This window comes from uncultured Photobacterium sp., assembly GCF_947502415.1.
Taxonomy (GTDB): domain Bacteria; phylum Pseudomonadota; class Gammaproteobacteria; order Enterobacterales; family Vibrionaceae; genus Photobacterium.
In genome coordinates, this window is sequence record NZ_CANMZV010000009.1 from 71,986 (window position 1) to 88,517 (window position 16,532).

Consider the following 16,532-nt stretch of genomic DNA (forward strand, 5'->3'; position numbering starts at 1 on the left):
ATTGTTGCATTTTGTTGTCAATGTTTGCTGACAAGAGGTATAAATAGAGGTATGACCGTTTGTATTTAACAGCATGGATGACCACAATGTTTGAAAAAATTACTGCCGCACCTGCCGATCCCATTCTTGGCCTGACTGAAGAGTTCAAAAAAGACACCCGTCCGGAAAAAATTAACCTTGGCGTTGGTATCTACAAAGACGAGTCAGGTAATACCCCTGTTTTGGCAACTGTGAAAAAAGCAGAAGCGATCCTTCTTGAAAAAGAAACAACCAAATCTTACCTAAGTATTCCAGGTACACCTGAATACGGTTTGGCTGTACAGCAGCTGCTTTTCGGTGCAGATTCTCAAATTATTTCAGACAAACGCGCACAAACAGCACAAGCACCAGGTGGTACCGGTGCTCTGCGAGTTACCGCGGAGTTCATCAAACGCCAGATCGGCGACGTAAAAGTATGGATTAGCAACCCGACATGGGCCAACCATATGGGTGTATTCACAGCAGCAGGCCTTGAAACAGCCCAGTACACTTACTATGACGCTGAAACTAAAGATATAGACTTCGATGCCGCCTTAGCAGATCTGGCTAACGCAGCACCTGGTGATATCGTTCTGCTGCATGGTTGCTGTCATAATCCAACAGGTATCGACCCTGACGCCAAACAATGGCAAAAACTGGCCGACCTGTGTGTTGAAAAACAGCTTCTGCCAATGTTTGATTTTGCTTACCAGGGCTTTGCCAAAGGTGTTGAAGAAGATGCCAAAGGCCTTCGTATCTTTGCCGAGCAGTGTGAAGAACTGCTTATTGCCAGTTCTTTCTCGAAGAACTTCGGCCTGTATAACGAGCGTGTCGGTGCATTTACCCTCGTAGCAAAAAATGCAGAGCAAGCAACTACCGCATTCAGCCAAGTGAAAACTATTGCCCGCGTTATCTATTCAAACCCGCCAGCACACGGCGCGGCTATCGTGACAGAAATTCTGAATAACGCAGAGCTGCGTGCAGAATGGGAACAGGAAGTGGCTGATATGCGTGACCGTATCCAAGAAATGCGTACCCTGTTTGTACAGACGCTAAAAGACTTGGGTGTCGAGGCTGACTTCAGCTTCATTGAGCGCCAGAATGGTATGTTCTCTTTCTCTGGTCTGAATAAAGAGCAGGTAAACCGCCTGAAAGAAGAATTCGGTATCTATATCGTCGGCTCAGGCCGTATCAGCGTGGCAGGCATGACCAAAGCGAACATGCAGCCACTATGCAAAGGCATTGCCGCTGTACTGTAAACACAGCGAGTAACTGTCAATACAAACACTTTCAACACAAAGGGCGCACTCTGCGCCCTTTTTAATTCTTATACCAAATCCAAGCTATTTCTCATTTTTATTGCCATTATTGTCCTGCTTGCCTTCATGCTCGTTTTTTTCATAATTTCGATTTTGCCTAACCTCTTCAGCCAGATTTATCGAGGGGTAATACGTTACAAAAAAGCTCCCTCTCATACTGGTTTTCTAACTGCTCTCGCCAAGGCTTTTTAGAAACAGGAACAAGATAAAACATTTCTCGGGAGGTATCGGTAACAAAAGCCATACCGTGCTGCATTAGCTCGTAATGAATATCGTGGACAAATCCCAGCGTAAAACTCTGCCTGCCCGTCAGCTGATTTATATCTTCACGTGTTAAACAAACTCCTTGCTCTTCATCAGCAAAGCGATGGCGGAGCCAGTCTGCAAATTCCCTAGCACTTATCATGGTCATACATATGCCTCCTGGCCTCAGGTTCCATGCGAAACTCAAGTTGTCATAGGTAAGTTATAGCAGAGCCCCTGAATATCGACAGCTGTAAACGAAATACCCCAATAAAATCAGGTACAAACTACCTTACAACACCGTATGGCTAACTAGCCATTTGGCCGTTAAGAGTATGTCGATATTCATTATGATCAGTCACCTGAAAGAGTAATGCTAATCGGGATAATAGTGGTGAAGTGAAGTAAAATAAAACAACAATGCTCAGATGCACGATTAAAGGGAGTAATATTAAGAGAAGCGATAAATATTAAAGGTGAGGGAGCGGATGGGAAGAAAGGACACCCGTTCCTGCAAAACAGGAACGGGTTTGGCAGTCATTAAAGTGCTTTATAAAGAACTTTGTTACCTGCCAATTGGATGCGCTCAACCAAGCCTTCTTCAGCCAGTTTCTTAAGCGCACCAGTTGCCCAAGAAGCTGCCTTTGAGTCTTCCTGGCCAGCTTGAAGACCAATACCCTTAGGGTTAATGCCTTCTGCATTCTTAACTACGATATCCAGCACTGCCTGCTGTTTTGGAGTTAAAGACACTTGAGCCGCAACAGGTGCCGCCGCTTCAACTGGCTTTTGCTCTTCAACAGGTTTTGCCGCTGGAGCAGCTTTTACTGTTTCTGCAGTTGGTGCTTTTTTCACAGCTTTTTTCGCTGCTACTGGTTTTGCTACTGCTACAGTTGCTTTGAATCGCTTTTGCAGCTTTAGCTGAACTTTACGTTTGTGAGAGATTCTCATTAAATTTCCTACTCCGTTGCACTACTTTCAGTCACCACCATATACCGCTCAAGCAATAACTCGAGCTGGTATTTCCAGCGGGAAAAAGTAAGCGCGTGTTATACCAAGGATGTTAGAGAAATGCCAGCAAACGGTCATTTAACCCGCAACAAAACATGATTTTACTCAAAAATGGGCGGCAAGGTCTCATTTTTAACAAAAAGTAAAGCTCAACATTTATGTTTAATTTCCTGCAATCATCAACAATAAAGAGGCTAACTGCATCAATCACAAGGAATTATGGCTGCTTCAGCAGAAAAACCCGCCAGAATAAGCATAAATATTCATAACCAGTTATACGCCAAACAAAAAGATTGGGGCTATCTAGCGCATTGACCTGCCACTGTAATACCAGCTTCACTCCCCTGAACCGAATTAGATACATACCCGATTTAGCAGGAAAAACCTTTCTTCAACCATAATTGAAATATGGTAAAGAATAAGGACCACCATTTGGAAACACGTTACATCAAACCCCCTATCGCTAAATCGGGGATATATCAGCTTATTTTTAGCGTCATCACTCTCATCGTGCTGGGGCTGACCGTTTATCTCCACCCTGAAGTCAACGCTGCGGCTATCGCAATATTGTTTATTCTGGCGCTGGCAATGTTCCTAATCGCCTACAAGCAGAGCCAGGAGCCAGCCCTTTCATTTACGCTGACTTTCATGCATATCCAATTCCACAGCCCCTACGGCGGCTGGCTGGCACGCTGGAAAAACATCGCTGAAATAGGCACGGCAGCAATCTGCTATCAGGGGTGGTGCGAACCAATTCCCTGGGTTGGAATCCGGCTCAAAGATTATGACGAATTTCTTGATTCAATTTGCCCGCGTATTGCCAGCAAGATACTGCTCGAGCAACGAATTCTTCTTATCATGGCTTACAAGCGCAACGATGATCCTCCGCATGAAATTGAAGACATGCTGTTTGATGATACCCACTATGTCACCCGCAACGGTAAAGTTCTCAAAGGCCTGTTGGCAATGCTGGCTAACAGGATGAAATACAACCGTGAGTTTCTCGGTTACGACTTTTTTATTTCAGAAGACCTGCTCGATCGGCCGAGCAATGATTTTGTCGGCCTTGCTCGACGCTATCTTGCCGCTTCATAATTGACAGCAACAACACCTTCAGTCGCCTGTGCCTTCAAAAACGGCAGCAGCAATAGGCCGACGACGGCAGCAGCTGAAGAAATTACCGTAAAGAAACCGGCCCACTGGTAATGCTCCATCACCAATGCCAATGGATAACCCGCTAGTGCTGCCCCCATATAAGCAAACAAGCCGACAAAACCTGTCGCAGCCCCTGTCGAGTCTTTATGGGAGCATTCTGCTGCCGCCATCCCAATCAGCATCTGCGGCCCGAAAACAAAAAAACCTATAGCGAAGAAACAGCCGGCCTGGAGAACAAATCCAGTCATTGGCATCAACCAAAGCGCTGCTACTGAAAGGAAAATACCAATCGAGAAAATCAGGTTCATCGGGCCACGGTTGCCACCAAACAGTTTATCTGACCCCCAACCTGCCACCAACGAACCAATAAACCCGCCCAACTCGAACAATGACAATGCGATGTTAGCTGTGATCAACCCATAACCATGCTGCTCAGTCAGATATAGGTTACCCCAGTCATTAATCGCTGTACGCACGATGTACACCAGCACATAACTAAACGCCAGCAGCCAGATGTATTTGTTACTGAGTACATACTTTTTCAGAATTTCACTGTGACTAAGACCAATTCCTTCACACTCCTGTGCCAGCTCAAGCCGATCGCTTCGCCAGCGTCCGACTGTCGGCAGTCCCAAAGTGACAGGCTTATCTCGCAGCCGCCAGCACAAAAAAAAGCCGACCAGGACGGCAATAAGTCCAGGAACAATAAAGCCATAACGCCAGCTATAGTTGAGCGTCAGGTAAGCGGCAAGCAAAGGAATTAACGCCCCACCGACATTGTGGGCCGTACTCCACAGCGACCACCATAATCCCCGCTCCGAACGAGAATACCAGGTTGTCATCAATTTGGAGCACGGCGGCCAGCCCCACCCCTGAAACCAGGCATTCAAAATCCACAAGCAGCTCAGCACCAACAATGAGCTGGAAAAGCCAAACAAAATATTAACGATACCAGTGGCTATCAGCCCGAACCCCATGAAATAACGCGGATTCGAGCGATCTGAAATAATCCCGGAAAGAAACTTGGAGCAACCGTAAGTGATGTAAAACAATGTCCCCATCATTCCGATATCGGCTTTATCCAATCCAAGATCAGCAAGCATCGCCGGCATTGCGTAGTTAAAATTCTTGCGAGTCAGATAGAAAACAGCGTAGCCCAGATACATGGTCAGCATGATATGGAAGCGCCAGTAGCGATACAGCTCGTTTACCTGTTCCGGCTCACTGACCGCCACAGCTGGTTGCGGAGATTTCAAATAACCAAACATCAATCAATTCTCTTTGTGTCAGTCAATAAACGCATTAAAGCGCCGGAAGGGTTACACTGAGCTCCGTTCCCTGTTCCTCTCTTTCAGTACGGCTGCTAAGCAAAAAAGTCCCGCCAAGTGCCTGAACTCGCTCACGCATTCCACGCAGACCAAATCCCTGCAATGTTTGCTCCTGCTTAAAACCGATACCGTTATCTTTGATAACCAGCTCGACTTCATCTCGAATGAAAAAACAAATAGTTACTTCGGATGCGAAAGCGTACTTCACCACATTATTCAGCGCTTCCTGACAGATCCGATACAGGGTTACCCCCATGGTATCGCTCAGCTCGGTTACCTGCTGCTCACTCTGCTGCCAAATTATATGGGTAACGATTCCCTGGCTTTCACACTCCATCTCGCGAACGAGCTGATGCAGCGCTTCTTCCAGCCCCAAATCATCAAGCGATTTAGGCCGCAACTGAGTCAGCAGCCCCTTGGTAGTGTCATAGATATTCAGTGATAAAGATTCGATCATTGAGGCGCAGTTTTGGCCCAGCGGCGTGTTCTCAACCCGCTGGATAATCGTCGCCTGAGTCCGGATTGCCGTAATGTTCTGACCAATCTCGTCATGCAGCTCTCGTGCGACCTCGCGGCGGACAGACTCTTCTGCTTTTACCAGTTGGCGAGAAAGGCTATGATTACGAGATAATTCGTGGCGGAGCTTCTCATTGAGTTCACGCTGGCGCTGTATTCCCATCCCCAGCAAAATCCCCGTCAGACTTTGTGCTGAGAGCGAAAGTAATAAGTCAGTAATTTCAAGATTACTGCCACCAGTACGCGCAGCAATCAGCGCCACACTATTGAGCAAAGTGCCTAGCAAAGCTCCCTGCCAACCATAACGGAAAGCGAGCAAAATAATCGGAATGGCCAGGCAGAAAGGAGCAAAACGGCGCATCTCGTCAGGCAAACCAAGCTGAATTGCAATACTGACAATGAACAAAACAGCATAAAACACAACATGACGACTTCTGAGCTCAACCGGGCGAGAAACCAAATTAACCGTTAGCGGGATCCAGGCTTTCTGGAACAGATAACTCCAGATCAAATAGCAGCTCGGCACCAGCATCAAACCACCGGTAATACTGACCAGTAAAACCATCAAACTATGGCTGGTAAACAAACCAACCACCAGCGTATTGATCAATGCCGTTATAGTGATCACCGCCCCCATGACACATAACCGTCGCCATTGGGAACCAAAATAAAGGCCATGAGCCAACCACAGCACCGGCAAACTAAGCAGACTGGCTACCATCACTGAGAGCCACTGAGGCTGTTCAAGCAATACAGCCAGAGACACCATTAACCACCACTCAGCACCGTATACAGACGGCCAGTATGATTTAGGGGCATGGAGAGTAACACCAAGACGCATCGCAAAAGGAAAGAACAGCACTGCCAGCTCAGGATCGAGGATAAAATATAAAGCAATGATCCACAGACAGAACCAACAGCAGGAAAGCAATAACCAGCTACATAGCGAGGACAGAACATAATGGCGCATTACAGCGCCTCAGCATCAAAACACTTTGCCAGCTCTACGTTATTTTTAACCCCGAGCTTATCCATGGCATTTGCCCGATGGACATGCACGGTCTTAGGACTCAAACCAAGCTGGGAAGCAACAGCCTTGACGTCCATTCCTGATGCCAGCATTTCGCCGATCTGACGTTCGCGCTTTGTCAGCTGGGTCAAAGACTTTGCTCCGCGATCAGGAGATGCCAACTTAAGAGCGATATCCGGTGTCAGGTAGCAGCCACCTGTTGCCGCAGTTCGCACAGCCTGAACCAACTCATCGGGGCTACAACGCTTACTCAGATAACCTCGGGCTCCTGATTCCAGTGCCTTTTCGACGATAGCCACTGAGTCATGGACGCTAAGCATGATACAAGCAATCCCCTCGGGTAAATCTTCCAACAGAGATAAGCCGCTTTCATCAGGCATTGAGATATCAAGAATACAAACATTAGCCTGGCTGCCAGGCATACCCTGCCGCGCTTCTTGTGCCGAGCCGAATTCGCCGACAACCTCGATATCTTCTTCAAGAGACAGCAATTGGGCAAAGCCCGAACGAACAATGATGTGATCATCAACCAATACGACTTTGATCATCTAGAGATACCCAGCCAGAGTAAAAAAGAGGGATAAACTACATCCATATGCCCTATCAGGCAAGAGCGAAAAATTAATTACCGTTAATACCAAACGGAGCAATAATCTGCCCTATCAGTATAAATAAATCAGCCAGTTAAAATATAAGGATGACAAAGAACCAAACCGAAAAACAATCTCTACCCAACCAGATAACTTTTCGGTTTAATGCTTTATAACCAAGTAACCTCAAATATACCCATGTAACATCAAAATGCTTTGGTATCAGTACGATAAGAAAGAACCACCCTGCCGGGTGGTTCTTTCAATTACTTAACTTCAATCACTTAAGCCAGTTCAAGCTCAGCATTTTGCAAACGCTTCTCGCGGCGGATTTTCTTCTCTTCTGCAATTGCAACGAAGAGTAGCAAGCCAATACAAACTGCGGCAGAAGTATCCAGCGCGGCAAAAGTACCTTGCCAACCAGTCAGACCGAAGATTGGCGTACCATCAGCAATCATACCCAGGCCAAGCTTCGCAAAGCTGTCACCAATCAAATAAGCAAAAGTACCTTTAATACCATCAGCAACACTAATTGCTTTCTTAGGTACGAAGCCAACCGCTGCCACACCAATCAGAAGCTGTGGGCCAAATACCAGGAAGCCAAGAATAAACAGTGAGCCCAGGTACATAAATTCTGTTGTTGCAGTCTGGTAGATTTCCAGCGCAAAAATGATCAGAGTCAGAGAGACACACGCAACCAGTGCACGACGACCGTTTGCCAAGTCAGACAAGAAGCCCCACATCAGCGTACCGACAAGCGCACCCACCTCAAATAGGGTGAAACCTTGAATTGCAGTTTCTTTAGAGAAGCCAAGCTCCTGATAAGCGTACACTGTTGACCACTGATCGATACCGATACGTACGATATACAGGAAGATATTGGCAAAACAAAGTAACCAAATAATCTTATTCTTCAGTACGTACTCCATGAAGATCTCACGCTTGGTCATCTGATTTTCTTCAGCACTAACGTCTTCTTCACTTACTTCTTCGCCAAACAGTTCTTCTGCTTTACCCAGGCCATATGCTTCCGGAGAATCACTACCAAAACGCAGACCAATAAAACCGACTACCAGTGCAATAATCGACGGGAAAACAAACATACCGATAACATGACCGTCGAACAGATAGTTCGCACCGAACAGAGCAACACCTGCTGCACCTGCACCACCCACGTTGTGAGACATGTTCCAGAAACCAAGGTAAGTACCGCGTTTATTTCGAGGTGTCCACTTGGTAATCGTCGAGTAACTTGAAGGACCACCAGTACTCTGGAAGAAACCACTCAGACCATAGAAAGCGATCATCAGGAACAGGCTGACACCCGAACCACCCATGCTGACACTGAAGCCCAGCATTGCGATACCAGACAGGATTAACATGAAAGGAAGAAATTGTTTGGTATTTTTCCCGTCAGCGTAATAAGAAACAACAGTTTTACCGATGCCGTAAGTAATTGAGAAACCCAGACCAATCATACCCAGCTCTGTCATCGACAGGCCGTAAGTAGAAATCATGTCGTTCTGAGCTACGTTGAAGTTTTTACGGATCAGGTACATGGTCAAATAACCGATAAATACAACCAGGTATGATTGCATAAATGGCTTGAACCACATTTTACGACGCTCTTCTACAGGCAAGTCCAGGGTTGGCTTTCTAACCTGTTCCAGAATTTTAAACATGTGAAACCCTCAAGATAATCACTCTACAAAATCGACAGAGCTGCGCTCTGCTCAATCACGCTGGCCATCATCAAGGCGGAGTTGTTATATATCTCAACAACAGAGAAGCACGGCATCCATACCAGAAAGTGTGTCAGGAAATGCTCCAGGTCCCTCTGAAGTCAACTAATGATGATTGACCAGATAACAGCAGCGATTCTAAAGAGCCTACCCAACACAAGCTTGAGAAGACGCCCTAAAACAATTAGGAAAGATTCTTAGTTTTGACAGGGTGATAAGAAAAGCGTGAAAGCAATCACAAAATAAATAAGGTTATTAATAAGCTTTGAGAAATAAACATAAAAAGCGTGAATTGTTAACTCATTACGGAAGGTTGGTAACAAATCCACGCTTTTTTAAGCAACCGGATTATTAGAATAGTCCAATAAGCTTAACTCAGTCCGATTAATACAGAGGCATTTCATCCGCTACAAACGGGTTAGACGCTCGTTCGTTGCCGAAAGTAGACAGCGGACCATGACCAGGAACGAAAGTTACATCATTACCCAATGGCCATAATTTGTTTTTAATGGAATTAATCAGAGTCTGATAATCACCTTTAGGGAAATCTGTACGACCAATCCCGCCCTTAAATAGTACATCACCAACAAAAGCAACCTTGGCTTCTTCATTGTGCAAGGTAATGTGTCCCGGTGTATGACCCGGAGTGTGCAAGACGTACAGCTGCTGATTACCCACAGTGATAACGTCACTTTCATCAAGCCACTGATTTGGTTCGAAAGCTTCTGTCAGCGGGAAGCCAAACATCTCACTCTGACGGGCCAACCCCTGAAGCCAGAACGCATCTTCTTTGTGAGGACCAATCACAGGTACATTCAGTTCAGCCGCTAACGGCTCTGTTCCGCCGACATGATCAAGGTGGCCGTGAGTCAAAATAAGCTTAGTTACCGTCAGGCCTAGCTGTTGCACCTTCTCTTTCAGCAGGTGAATATCGCCACCAGGATCAACCATCGCTGCTTCGTTGGTTTCATCACACCAAATAATCGAACAGTTTTGTTGAAACGGGGTAACTGGAACAATTTCAAACTGAAGACTCATAGCCCTTTCCTAACTCAAATAATCTTGCCAAAGGATAACATGTCCCCGGTACTTACAACAAAAATCATACTTCAAATACAGCAAAGCCGGTAACTATCAAGAGAGGAAGATAGAAACCGGCTTTGTAATTATTCTGTCTAATATTTTTTGATGCCGTATTGATTTGAATATCGCTTACCAGCGACGAACCGGACCGGTATCAAGGTGGACAAAACCATCCTTTGGATAATAGCCAACGCCCCCTAGGCGAAGTTCCAATGCCGCATCTCGTACCCTTTTAAGCGAAATGCCTTCAAGGTTGAAATCAATAGCCTGACCTTTCATGTGATAGCTTTTCTTGGCCACCTTACGGCTTTTACTCTGCAATGATTTATTGGTTTCAGGAGATCGGTAACCCGAAATAATACGAACCTGTCCCTTATGACCTAAACCGGCCTGAATTTGAGCAATAGCATCAAACAAACGGCGATCCATATTCGCTACTTCATTGCGGCGAAAATCACGACAAATATGATTAATACGCTTTAACTCTTCTGTAATGTAATTCTGGCCATCAAAGTATTGGGTTTCCAAGTCTTCACGGGTATGAATGTTACATAACGAAATTTTTCTTGGATTTGTCCCTTTAAAAGGACTTGAAAAAGCCACTCCTGGCAATAAACATGCGCCAACGGCTAAACCACCTGCAACCAACAATTGACGACGCTTGTAATTAATTTCTGACATCCTGAACAAAACCACTTACTTGCTAAATTCGGGCCCAAAGGCTACGGAACGAAAAGCAAGATAACGTTCAGTTTTTGTTCAGTCAAACAGCTATACACCAATAAAACGGTGGTTTTTTATACCCAAACTGTCTACTTATTGACTTGTAAGAAATTTATTCACTAAAAATTTTTGTTAGTTTTTCTTCCTTTTGTGACATTTTACCGAATTGATCGTAGCGATAAACGTCATCTCGGAAATGTATCTGTCCTTGTCCATCAACCCAAGCAGTCTGGTAAATCACATGGACTTTGACCTGATTACTTAAACCGACTGTCTTGGTATTTCTGCGTGCTTTTAGCTCATTAACCCGTTGCTCTGGAACACCAGAGTAATTGAGCAAAATCATCGCTAACTCGTCGGCATGCTCAACCCTGACACATCCGGAGCTAAATGCCCGAGTTTCTTTATCAAACAGCTTCTTCGCAGGTGTGTCGTGGAGATAAATTGCATTATCGTTCGGGATATTAAACTTAAACCTTCCGAGGGCATTTTTCTTACCCGGCTTTTGTCGCAACCGATATGGGAACAATTTGGAGTTCACAATTCGCCAGTCAATAGTATGGATTGGGATTTGCTCTGAACTGGTCCAGCTACGGATCACCGCGAAGTCATTACGGTACAAGTATCCCCGATCATATTGCGCCTTTGGTAAGATATCTTTACGCATGATAGAAATCGGTACATTCCAGTACGGATTAAAGACCACAGAAGCAATAGACGAAATCATCAATGGTGTCCGGCGGCTTGGACGCCCCACAATTACCTTGCTGTTCAGTACATGCTCATTATCAAGCCACAGGCTCAAACCATAATCCGGAATATTCACGATCAGTACTGATGGATGCTCTACGGGCCACAAACGCAGCCGCTGCGCATTCAGTGCCAATACCCGGATTCGCTCTTTGGGCGTCATCGACAACCAAAACCGTGTCTTGGGCCCTATCACACCATCAACTTTCAAACCGTGTCGTTGCTGGAAGCTCTTCACCGCTTCGACTAATTCAAGCGTATAGACTTGCGTCAATTGTTCCCGGAGCAGATCTGCCTGATAGCTTGGCAAGTCGCCTAAATTCTCAAGAATTGCGATCAAACTTTCGGCGTTATCCAATTTCGCCCCATAACGAATCATCCCTGGCTGGTAAAAACGCGGCCAATACAAACTGGCAGCTGAGTGCTCCAAATCATTAATTGCAATTATGATTTGCTTATAGCGACTATCGACAGGTTTCAATCTGGATACAAAATAACGAAGACGCTCAGTTTCAATGGCACTAACCAACTGCGATATTGCCATGGCCGATGGTAATGGCAAACCCAATTCGACCCCTGCACCAAATAGCCAGCCCCGGCCGTATTCCTGCATGTTTTCTACATAGCTCATATAAGCCAGTAAAGAATCTGTCGCCAGCAAGTCATACTGACGCCAGTCATTGGAACGCTTGAGATGTTGAAGCAAAGAATACCGTCTGGTGAAATCGACGCTGACGTTAGCTAAAGCTAATAATTTGAGTTGATTTTCAAATTCATTTGCCAGCAGACCATCTTGCCAAAGCGGCGTATAACCGAGGTTGTGGTAAAGTTGGGAGAGCTGGTTAATATAGCGTATCGCTGAAATATCGTCTGCAATTTCATTAACCCACTGGATGGCTTTTTGCTGCTGAATCGTATCGTCACCGATATGCTGCGGCGTGGGATTGTCAGGCTGATGCTGCTGAGACAGTAAAATTTCAGCCGACACCCTCTGCGCCTGTAACGGTATCAAGGCGACGAATAAAATAAGTCCTAAACTACAAAGCTTTGATATTGCCATTAACGCACCTTCCGCTCCCGTTACCACTACTAGTATGGCAAATTATTGAGCCAACTGACTTAAATTTAGTCCCGAGCAAAAGGCGAACAATGTATCAAATATTAAACACTTCAATATTTGCAGAGAAAAATAATACTGAAGATAACCCATCGTCGTAGAAAATGTTTATACCAAACACCTCAAGATTTTCTTGATACTTAAAACAGGCTATTTATATTAGCCGGCTGGCAAAGCAAACAACAAGCACACAAGCACACAAGCCAAGTACACCCGATTTTCATTTCCTTCCCGTTATGCAACAAGAAACAACCAAACGGTAAAATAGCCTCAAAACATTGATAAAAATTGGCTGAATTATCCCCCACGACGATAATTCATATTAAGAATCGAAATTTTATCGCCTTTACAGAAACTAAGACTTTCATGTTCATTAATATTAATGTACCTTCGCGGCAACTAATTTGGGAGAGTTAAATGGACAAGCACGAAGAAGTCCTCATTGCCCTTCGACAAATTATTAGAGCGATCGATTTACACTCGAGAAAACTCAATAAAGTCGCAGGGTTAACGGGGCCTCAATTAGTTCTGATGCGCGCGATTCGTGACTCAGGTGAAGTTACAATTCGTCAGCTTTCTAACAATACAAATATGAGTCAGGCAACGGCAACCACCATTCTCGACCGTCTCGAAAAACGGGGGTTGGTTATCCGTGAAAGAAGTAAGCTGGATAAGCGTAAAGTACATGCCTACCTGACAGAACAAGGCAAAGACGTACTGGCCAAAGCGCCGCTACCGCTACAGGAAAACTTCGTTTCCCGATTCCAGGAGCTGGAAGACTGGGAACAGTCGCTGCTTTTGTCGTCTGTACAGCGAATTTCTTCGATGATGAATGCCGAGCACTTAGACGTTGCTGCAATGTTGGAAGTCGGCAGCATCACCGAGCAAGAAGAAAACACGAACTAAGCCTTTCGTCATATTACAAATAGCCGGATTTCCGGCTTTTTGTTATGCCTATTAACGTCTATTGACTTTGGTATAATCATTCCATTATTTCATCAATGGATATGACCCGTGTTACTTGAAGGATTAGAGACGTTGCTGGTGCTGGCGAAAGAAGGCACTATGAGCAAAGCTGGCAGCTACCTGTATATCAGCCAGAGTGCCGTCAGCAAACGAATAGCCCGACTGGAAAAGCGGCTAGGAAAAAAGCTAATCGAACCCTCAGGCCGGCGGATCAAGCTCAGCCCGGACGCCTTGGTGCTGATCGAAAATGTCGGCCCCAGCTACAAAGAAATCAAAGGGCTCATATTTGACCAGCAATGCATTCAGGATCAAACCGTCATAACCCTTGCCTGCTCTGAGACTTTAGTCGCCGGTTATCTCGGTGAAATGATGGGCAGCTACATCCAACACGATCCCTACCTTTCAATTTCAACCCATCACACCCCGGTGATCATCGAAAAAGTCCAGTCTGGCGATGCCACCATTGGCTTTTGTGCCGGACACATGCCTCCCCAACATGGGCTTGCCATCCGCCACCTGTTTGATGAACTTTTTACTGTCGTTAGTCACCAACCGTTAACACAGCAACCCTCAGTCCTGCTGGTCAATGACTTTAAAAATCCGGCAAATGTGAATCAGGCAAGCGTACTACAAAAAGCCGGCATCATTCCCCAGATGGAAATGGACTCATATACCGCTGCCGCCCAGCTGGCCCTCGGAGGTGTAGCTCCGGCACTGGTGCCTGCATCCATAGTAAAAACGTTGAAAATTGCCCCTGTCTTCTGCCATCACTTTGGTTTTCTCGATGAACTCACCCGCCCCGTTCACTTGTGTTATCGCCGGCAAAGTTACCAATCAGAGCGTATTCGAAACCTTATTGAAGCCATTGCGGATTTTGTTCCAAAAGCAGTTTAACAGCCATAATCATCGAGATGATCACAACCATAGGACGGATCAGTTTTCGTCCTTTGGTGACCACCACTTTAGCGCCTAGGCGAGCACCAATAAATCCTCCAACCGCCATCACCAGACCAATTTCCCAAACAGGTAAGCCGGCGAAAATAAAAAATAATAATGCGGCAAAGTTAGATGTGAAATTGAGAATTTTTGTTTTTGCCGTTGCCTCTACCAGACCAAGCTGGGCTATCGCCACAAAACAGACCGTAAATAACGAGCCGGCACCTGGCCCAAAAAAACCATCGTAAAAGCCAACACAAGTACCAACACTCAAGGCAAAAACATTATCCGAGATCTTCGGTGTTCCGCCTCCTTTACCAACTTGTGGTGCAAGCAGAAAGTAGAGCGAGATCCCTACCAGCAGCATCGGGATCAGATTCGTCAGTACCCCGGCACCAACCCGCTGCACCAACTCAGCTCCCAACGCCGAGCCAGTAAAAGTACACACAATCGCGTTGCGCATCTCTTTCAGGCTGACCAAGCCATTACGAACAAAATACAATGAAGCTGAAAAACTGCCAAATGCCCCTTGCAGCTTATTAGTCGCCAATGCCTGTGTCGGCGGTACTCCCGCAGCAAGCAACGCTGGTACAGTCAATAATCCCCCGCCTCCGGCAATCGCATCAATAAAACCAGCCAAACCGGCTACCAGAAAAAGTAAAGAAAGGATCTCTAACGACAGTTCCATCAGCTAAAACTCAGTTAATCAACGTGAAGTGGGGAAATTAACACTGACAAATCACCACGAACAGCGAAAGATAGGACAACATCCTATTCCCTTTCGGAATTAGTCTGACAGAGTTGCTCAGAAATCGTTAATCTCTTCGCCACAACATATGCAACCAGGCGTGATTAGTTTGGTGTTTCCGGGCTAACTTTCCTTGTTTCAGGCCTTTTAAACACCAAAAGCTGTTGATTCTAGCTTGCTGCTATTGAATTTGATTACACCTGCTTCTATACCAAATTATGTAACGCCTGCCACACTTGCTCTCCTGCCGGGTGCAATCTGGCCTGATAACGATAGGCATAATATGTGATTGGTAGTCTTAAATGCGGTTCTCCGATCACCGCAACCTTACCGCTCGCTAACTCTTTCTCAATAGAATAATCCGGCAACCAGGCAACACCTTGGCCTTGCAATACTAAGGTTTTCAGCAAGTCTGTCATTGATGACAGGAATACCGCCTTCAAATTAACCTGATCACGAATAGCTTCAACTTGACGCCCCATATAAGAACTCGGACTATAAGCCAGCCAGGGCACCTCTTGGCTTTTACTGATTTTATATAGCGGAACACCTTCACTGTTACAGGCACACACAGGTAACAGTTCAGCCTGGCCAATTTGCAGTGACTGGTAAGGAGGCAGGCGAAGCAAGGCGTCATCAAAAGCTAACAACAAATCACAGCCGCCTTCCTGAAGCACTTCGATAGCTTGGTCCACATCAACAGCCTCAACGCTCAACAGCGGATTATGCTTACCGGCAGATAGCTTAGGTTGAATGGAAGGAACCAGGCTGGTTGCCAGTGAATGGGCGGCGGCAACCCGAACAATGTTACCCCCGAGTTTTGACAGGTCCGACAGCTGCCCTACCCCTTCCATCATCTGGTTCATCAAAGTCCGGGCCGTGATCCGGAACATCCTTCCGCTGGGAGTCAAAGCAACCGGCGTCTTGCTCCGATCCACCAGCTCAGCTCCGACAGTATGCTCCAATGCTTTGATACGACGACTAAATGCAGGCTGAGTTACATTGCGCATCTCGGCCGCTACAGAAAAATTACGTACCTCAGCCAAAGCCAGAAAGTCTTCCAGCCACTTACTTTCAATATTCATAGCGTTTCAAATAACAAAAAATACAGTATATCTAACGAACCACCCATTAAAGGCACATTTCAAGCGCCACAGATCACACTTTTCAAAACCTGTCATACGGATTCGGCATAGCGCCAGCAGTAACGGCATTTCTCAACAATAACGTGCCACTTTATAGTGATCACAGTTAAAAATA

15 protein-coding genes are annotated in these 16,532 nt (G+C 45.8%); 4 read left to right on the top strand and 11 right to left on the bottom strand.

What is annotated here, in order from left to right; genetic code table 11:
* The first annotated feature begins 86 nt into the window (after nt 1–86).
* Complete coding sequence (locus Q0852_RS11505; protein WP_299018164.1) at nt 87–1,277, top strand: amino acid aminotransferase; 1,191 nt, start codon at nt 87–89, stop codon at nt 1,275–1,277.
* Between the two features lie 166 nt (nt 1,278–1,443).
* On the opposite strand, the gene Q0852_RS11510 is transcribed toward Q0852_RS11505, so the two are convergent.
* Nucleotides 1,444–1,749, bottom strand: coding sequence for a hypothetical protein (locus Q0852_RS11510; protein ID WP_299018165.1), 306 nt, complete (start codon nt 1,747–1,749; stop codon nt 1,444–1,446).
* Between the two features lie 371 nt (nt 1,750–2,120).
* Nucleotides 2,121–2,528 carry a MarR family transcriptional regulator gene (locus Q0852_RS11515; RefSeq protein ID WP_299018166.1) on the bottom strand — a complete coding sequence of 136 codons (408 nt, stop codon included), beginning with the start codon at nt 2,526–2,528 and terminating at the stop codon, nt 2,121–2,123.
* Nucleotides 2,529–3,020: 492 nt separating this feature from the next.
* Here Q0852_RS11515 and Q0852_RS11520 point away from each other — a divergent pair, with 492 nt between their 5' ends.
* The gene (locus tag Q0852_RS11520; protein ID WP_299018167.1) at nt 3,021–3,683 is read left to right on the top strand and encodes a DUF2982 domain-containing protein; all 663 of its coding nucleotides are present in this window, start codon (nt 3,021–3,023) and stop codon (nt 3,681–3,683) included.
* Here Q0852_RS11520 and Q0852_RS11525 read toward each other — a convergent pair.
* From Q0852_RS11525 to Q0852_RS11555, 7 genes are all read right to left on the bottom strand, one after another.
* Nucleotides 3,665–5,011, bottom strand: coding sequence for an MFS transporter (locus tag Q0852_RS11525; protein ID WP_299018168.1), 1,347 nt, complete (start codon nt 5,009–5,011; stop codon nt 3,665–3,667). The two genes, Q0852_RS11520 and Q0852_RS11525, sit on opposite strands and share 19 nt — an antisense overlap.
* Before the next feature lie 34 nt (nt 5,012–5,045).
* Nucleotides 5,046–6,557: a signal transduction histidine-protein kinase/phosphatase UhpB gene (gene uhpB, locus Q0852_RS11530; protein ID WP_299018169.1), complete on the bottom strand. Its 1,512-nt coding sequence runs from the start codon at nt 6,555–6,557 to the stop codon at nt 5,046–5,048.
* Nucleotides 6,557–7,165 carry a transcriptional regulator UhpA gene (uhpA, locus tag Q0852_RS11535; RefSeq protein ID WP_299018170.1) on the bottom strand — a complete coding sequence of 203 codons (609 nt, stop codon included), beginning with the start codon at nt 7,163–7,165 and terminating at the stop codon, nt 6,557–6,559. The genes uhpB and uhpA overlap by 1 nt, the downstream gene beginning before the upstream one ends.
* Before the next feature lie 326 nt (nt 7,166–7,491).
* On the bottom strand, nt 7,492–8,889 hold the full coding sequence (gene uhpT / locus Q0852_RS11540) for a hexose-6-phosphate:phosphate antiporter (RefSeq protein WP_299018171.1): 1,398 nt from the start codon (nt 8,887–8,889) through the stop codon (nt 7,492–7,494).
* Nucleotides 8,890–9,333: 444 nt separating this feature from the next.
* Nucleotides 9,334–9,987: an MBL fold metallo-hydrolase gene (locus Q0852_RS11545; protein ID WP_299018172.1), complete on the bottom strand. Its 654-nt coding sequence runs from the start codon at nt 9,985–9,987 to the stop codon at nt 9,334–9,336.
* Nucleotides 9,988–10,161: 174 nt separating this feature from the next.
* Entirely contained in the window at nt 10,162–10,713 is a 552-nt protein-coding gene (locus tag Q0852_RS11550; protein WP_299018173.1) for a YcbK family protein, read from the bottom strand.
* A gap of 154 nt (nt 10,714–10,867) precedes the next feature.
* On the bottom strand, nt 10,868–12,565 hold the full coding sequence (locus tag Q0852_RS11555; protein ID WP_299018174.1) for a L,D-transpeptidase family protein: 1,698 nt from the start codon (nt 12,563–12,565) through the stop codon (nt 10,868–10,870).
* Nucleotides 12,566–13,039: 474 nt separating this feature from the next.
* Here Q0852_RS11555 and Q0852_RS11560 point away from each other — a divergent pair, with 474 nt between their 5' ends.
* Both Q0852_RS11560 and Q0852_RS11565 read left to right on the top strand, forming a co-directional pair.
* Nucleotides 13,040–13,528 carry a MarR family transcriptional regulator gene (locus tag Q0852_RS11560; protein ID WP_299018175.1) on the top strand — a complete coding sequence of 163 codons (489 nt, stop codon included), beginning with the start codon at nt 13,040–13,042 and terminating at the stop codon, nt 13,526–13,528.
* A gap of 108 nt (nt 13,529–13,636) precedes the next feature.
* Nucleotides 13,637–14,482, top strand: coding sequence for a LysR family transcriptional regulator (locus Q0852_RS11565; protein ID WP_299018176.1), 846 nt, complete (start codon nt 13,637–13,639; stop codon nt 14,480–14,482).
* Here the strand turns inward: Q0852_RS11565 and Q0852_RS11570 are convergent.
* Both Q0852_RS11570 and Q0852_RS11575 read right to left on the bottom strand, forming a co-directional pair.
* Complete coding sequence (locus tag Q0852_RS11570; RefSeq protein ID WP_299018177.1) at nt 14,442–15,212, bottom strand: TSUP family transporter; 771 nt, start codon at nt 15,210–15,212, stop codon at nt 14,442–14,444. The two genes, Q0852_RS11565 and Q0852_RS11570, sit on opposite strands and share 41 nt — an antisense overlap.
* A 266-nt stretch (nt 15,213–15,478) precedes the next feature.
* Nucleotides 15,479–16,357: a LysR substrate-binding domain-containing protein gene (locus Q0852_RS11575; RefSeq protein ID WP_299018178.1), complete on the bottom strand. Its 879-nt coding sequence runs from the start codon at nt 16,355–16,357 to the stop codon at nt 15,479–15,481.
* Nucleotides 16,358–16,532: the final 175 nt, after the last annotated feature.

Coding starts and splice junctions, on each gene's coding strand:
- Q0852_RS11570 (WP_299018177.1), bottom strand. CDS start 15,212: ATGGAACTGTCGTTAGAGATCCTTTCTTTACTTTTTCTGGTAGCCGGT.
- uhpB (WP_299018169.1), bottom strand. CDS start 6,557: ATGCGCCATTATGTTCTGTCCTCGCTATGTAGCTGGTTATTGCTTTCC.
- Q0852_RS11550 (WP_299018173.1), bottom strand. CDS start 10,713: ATGTCAGAAATTAATTACAAGCGTCGTCAATTGTTGGTTGCAGGTGGT.
- Q0852_RS11525 (WP_299018168.1), bottom strand. CDS start 5,011: ATGTTTGGTTATTTGAAATCTCCGCAACCAGCTGTGGCGGTCAGTGAG.
- Q0852_RS11575 (WP_299018178.1), bottom strand. CDS start 16,357: ATGAATATTGAAAGTAAGTGGCTGGAAGACTTTCTGGCTTTGGCTGAG.
- Q0852_RS11515 (WP_299018166.1), bottom strand. CDS start 2,528: ATGAGAATCTCTCACAAACGTAAAGTTCAGCTAAAGCTGCAAAAGCGA.
- Q0852_RS11510 (WP_299018165.1), bottom strand. CDS start 1,749: ATGACCATGATAAGTGCTAGGGAATTTGCAGACTGGCTCCGCCATCGC.
- Q0852_RS11560 (WP_299018175.1), top strand. CDS start 13,040: ATGGACAAGCACGAAGAAGTCCTCATTGCCCTTCGACAAATTATTAGA.
- Q0852_RS11545 (WP_299018172.1), bottom strand. CDS start 9,987: ATGAGTCTTCAGTTTGAAATTGTTCCAGTTACCCCGTTTCAACAAAAC.
- Q0852_RS11555 (WP_299018174.1), bottom strand. CDS start 12,565: ATGGCAATATCAAAGCTTTGTAGTTTAGGACTTATTTTATTCGTCGCC.
- uhpA (WP_299018170.1), bottom strand. CDS start 7,165: ATGATCAAAGTCGTATTGGTTGATGATCACATCATTGTTCGTTCGGGC.
- Q0852_RS11505 (WP_299018164.1), top strand. CDS start 87: ATGTTTGAAAAAATTACTGCCGCACCTGCCGATCCCATTCTTGGCCTG.
- uhpT (WP_299018171.1), bottom strand. CDS start 8,889: ATGTTTAAAATTCTGGAACAGGTTAGAAAGCCAACCCTGGACTTGCCT.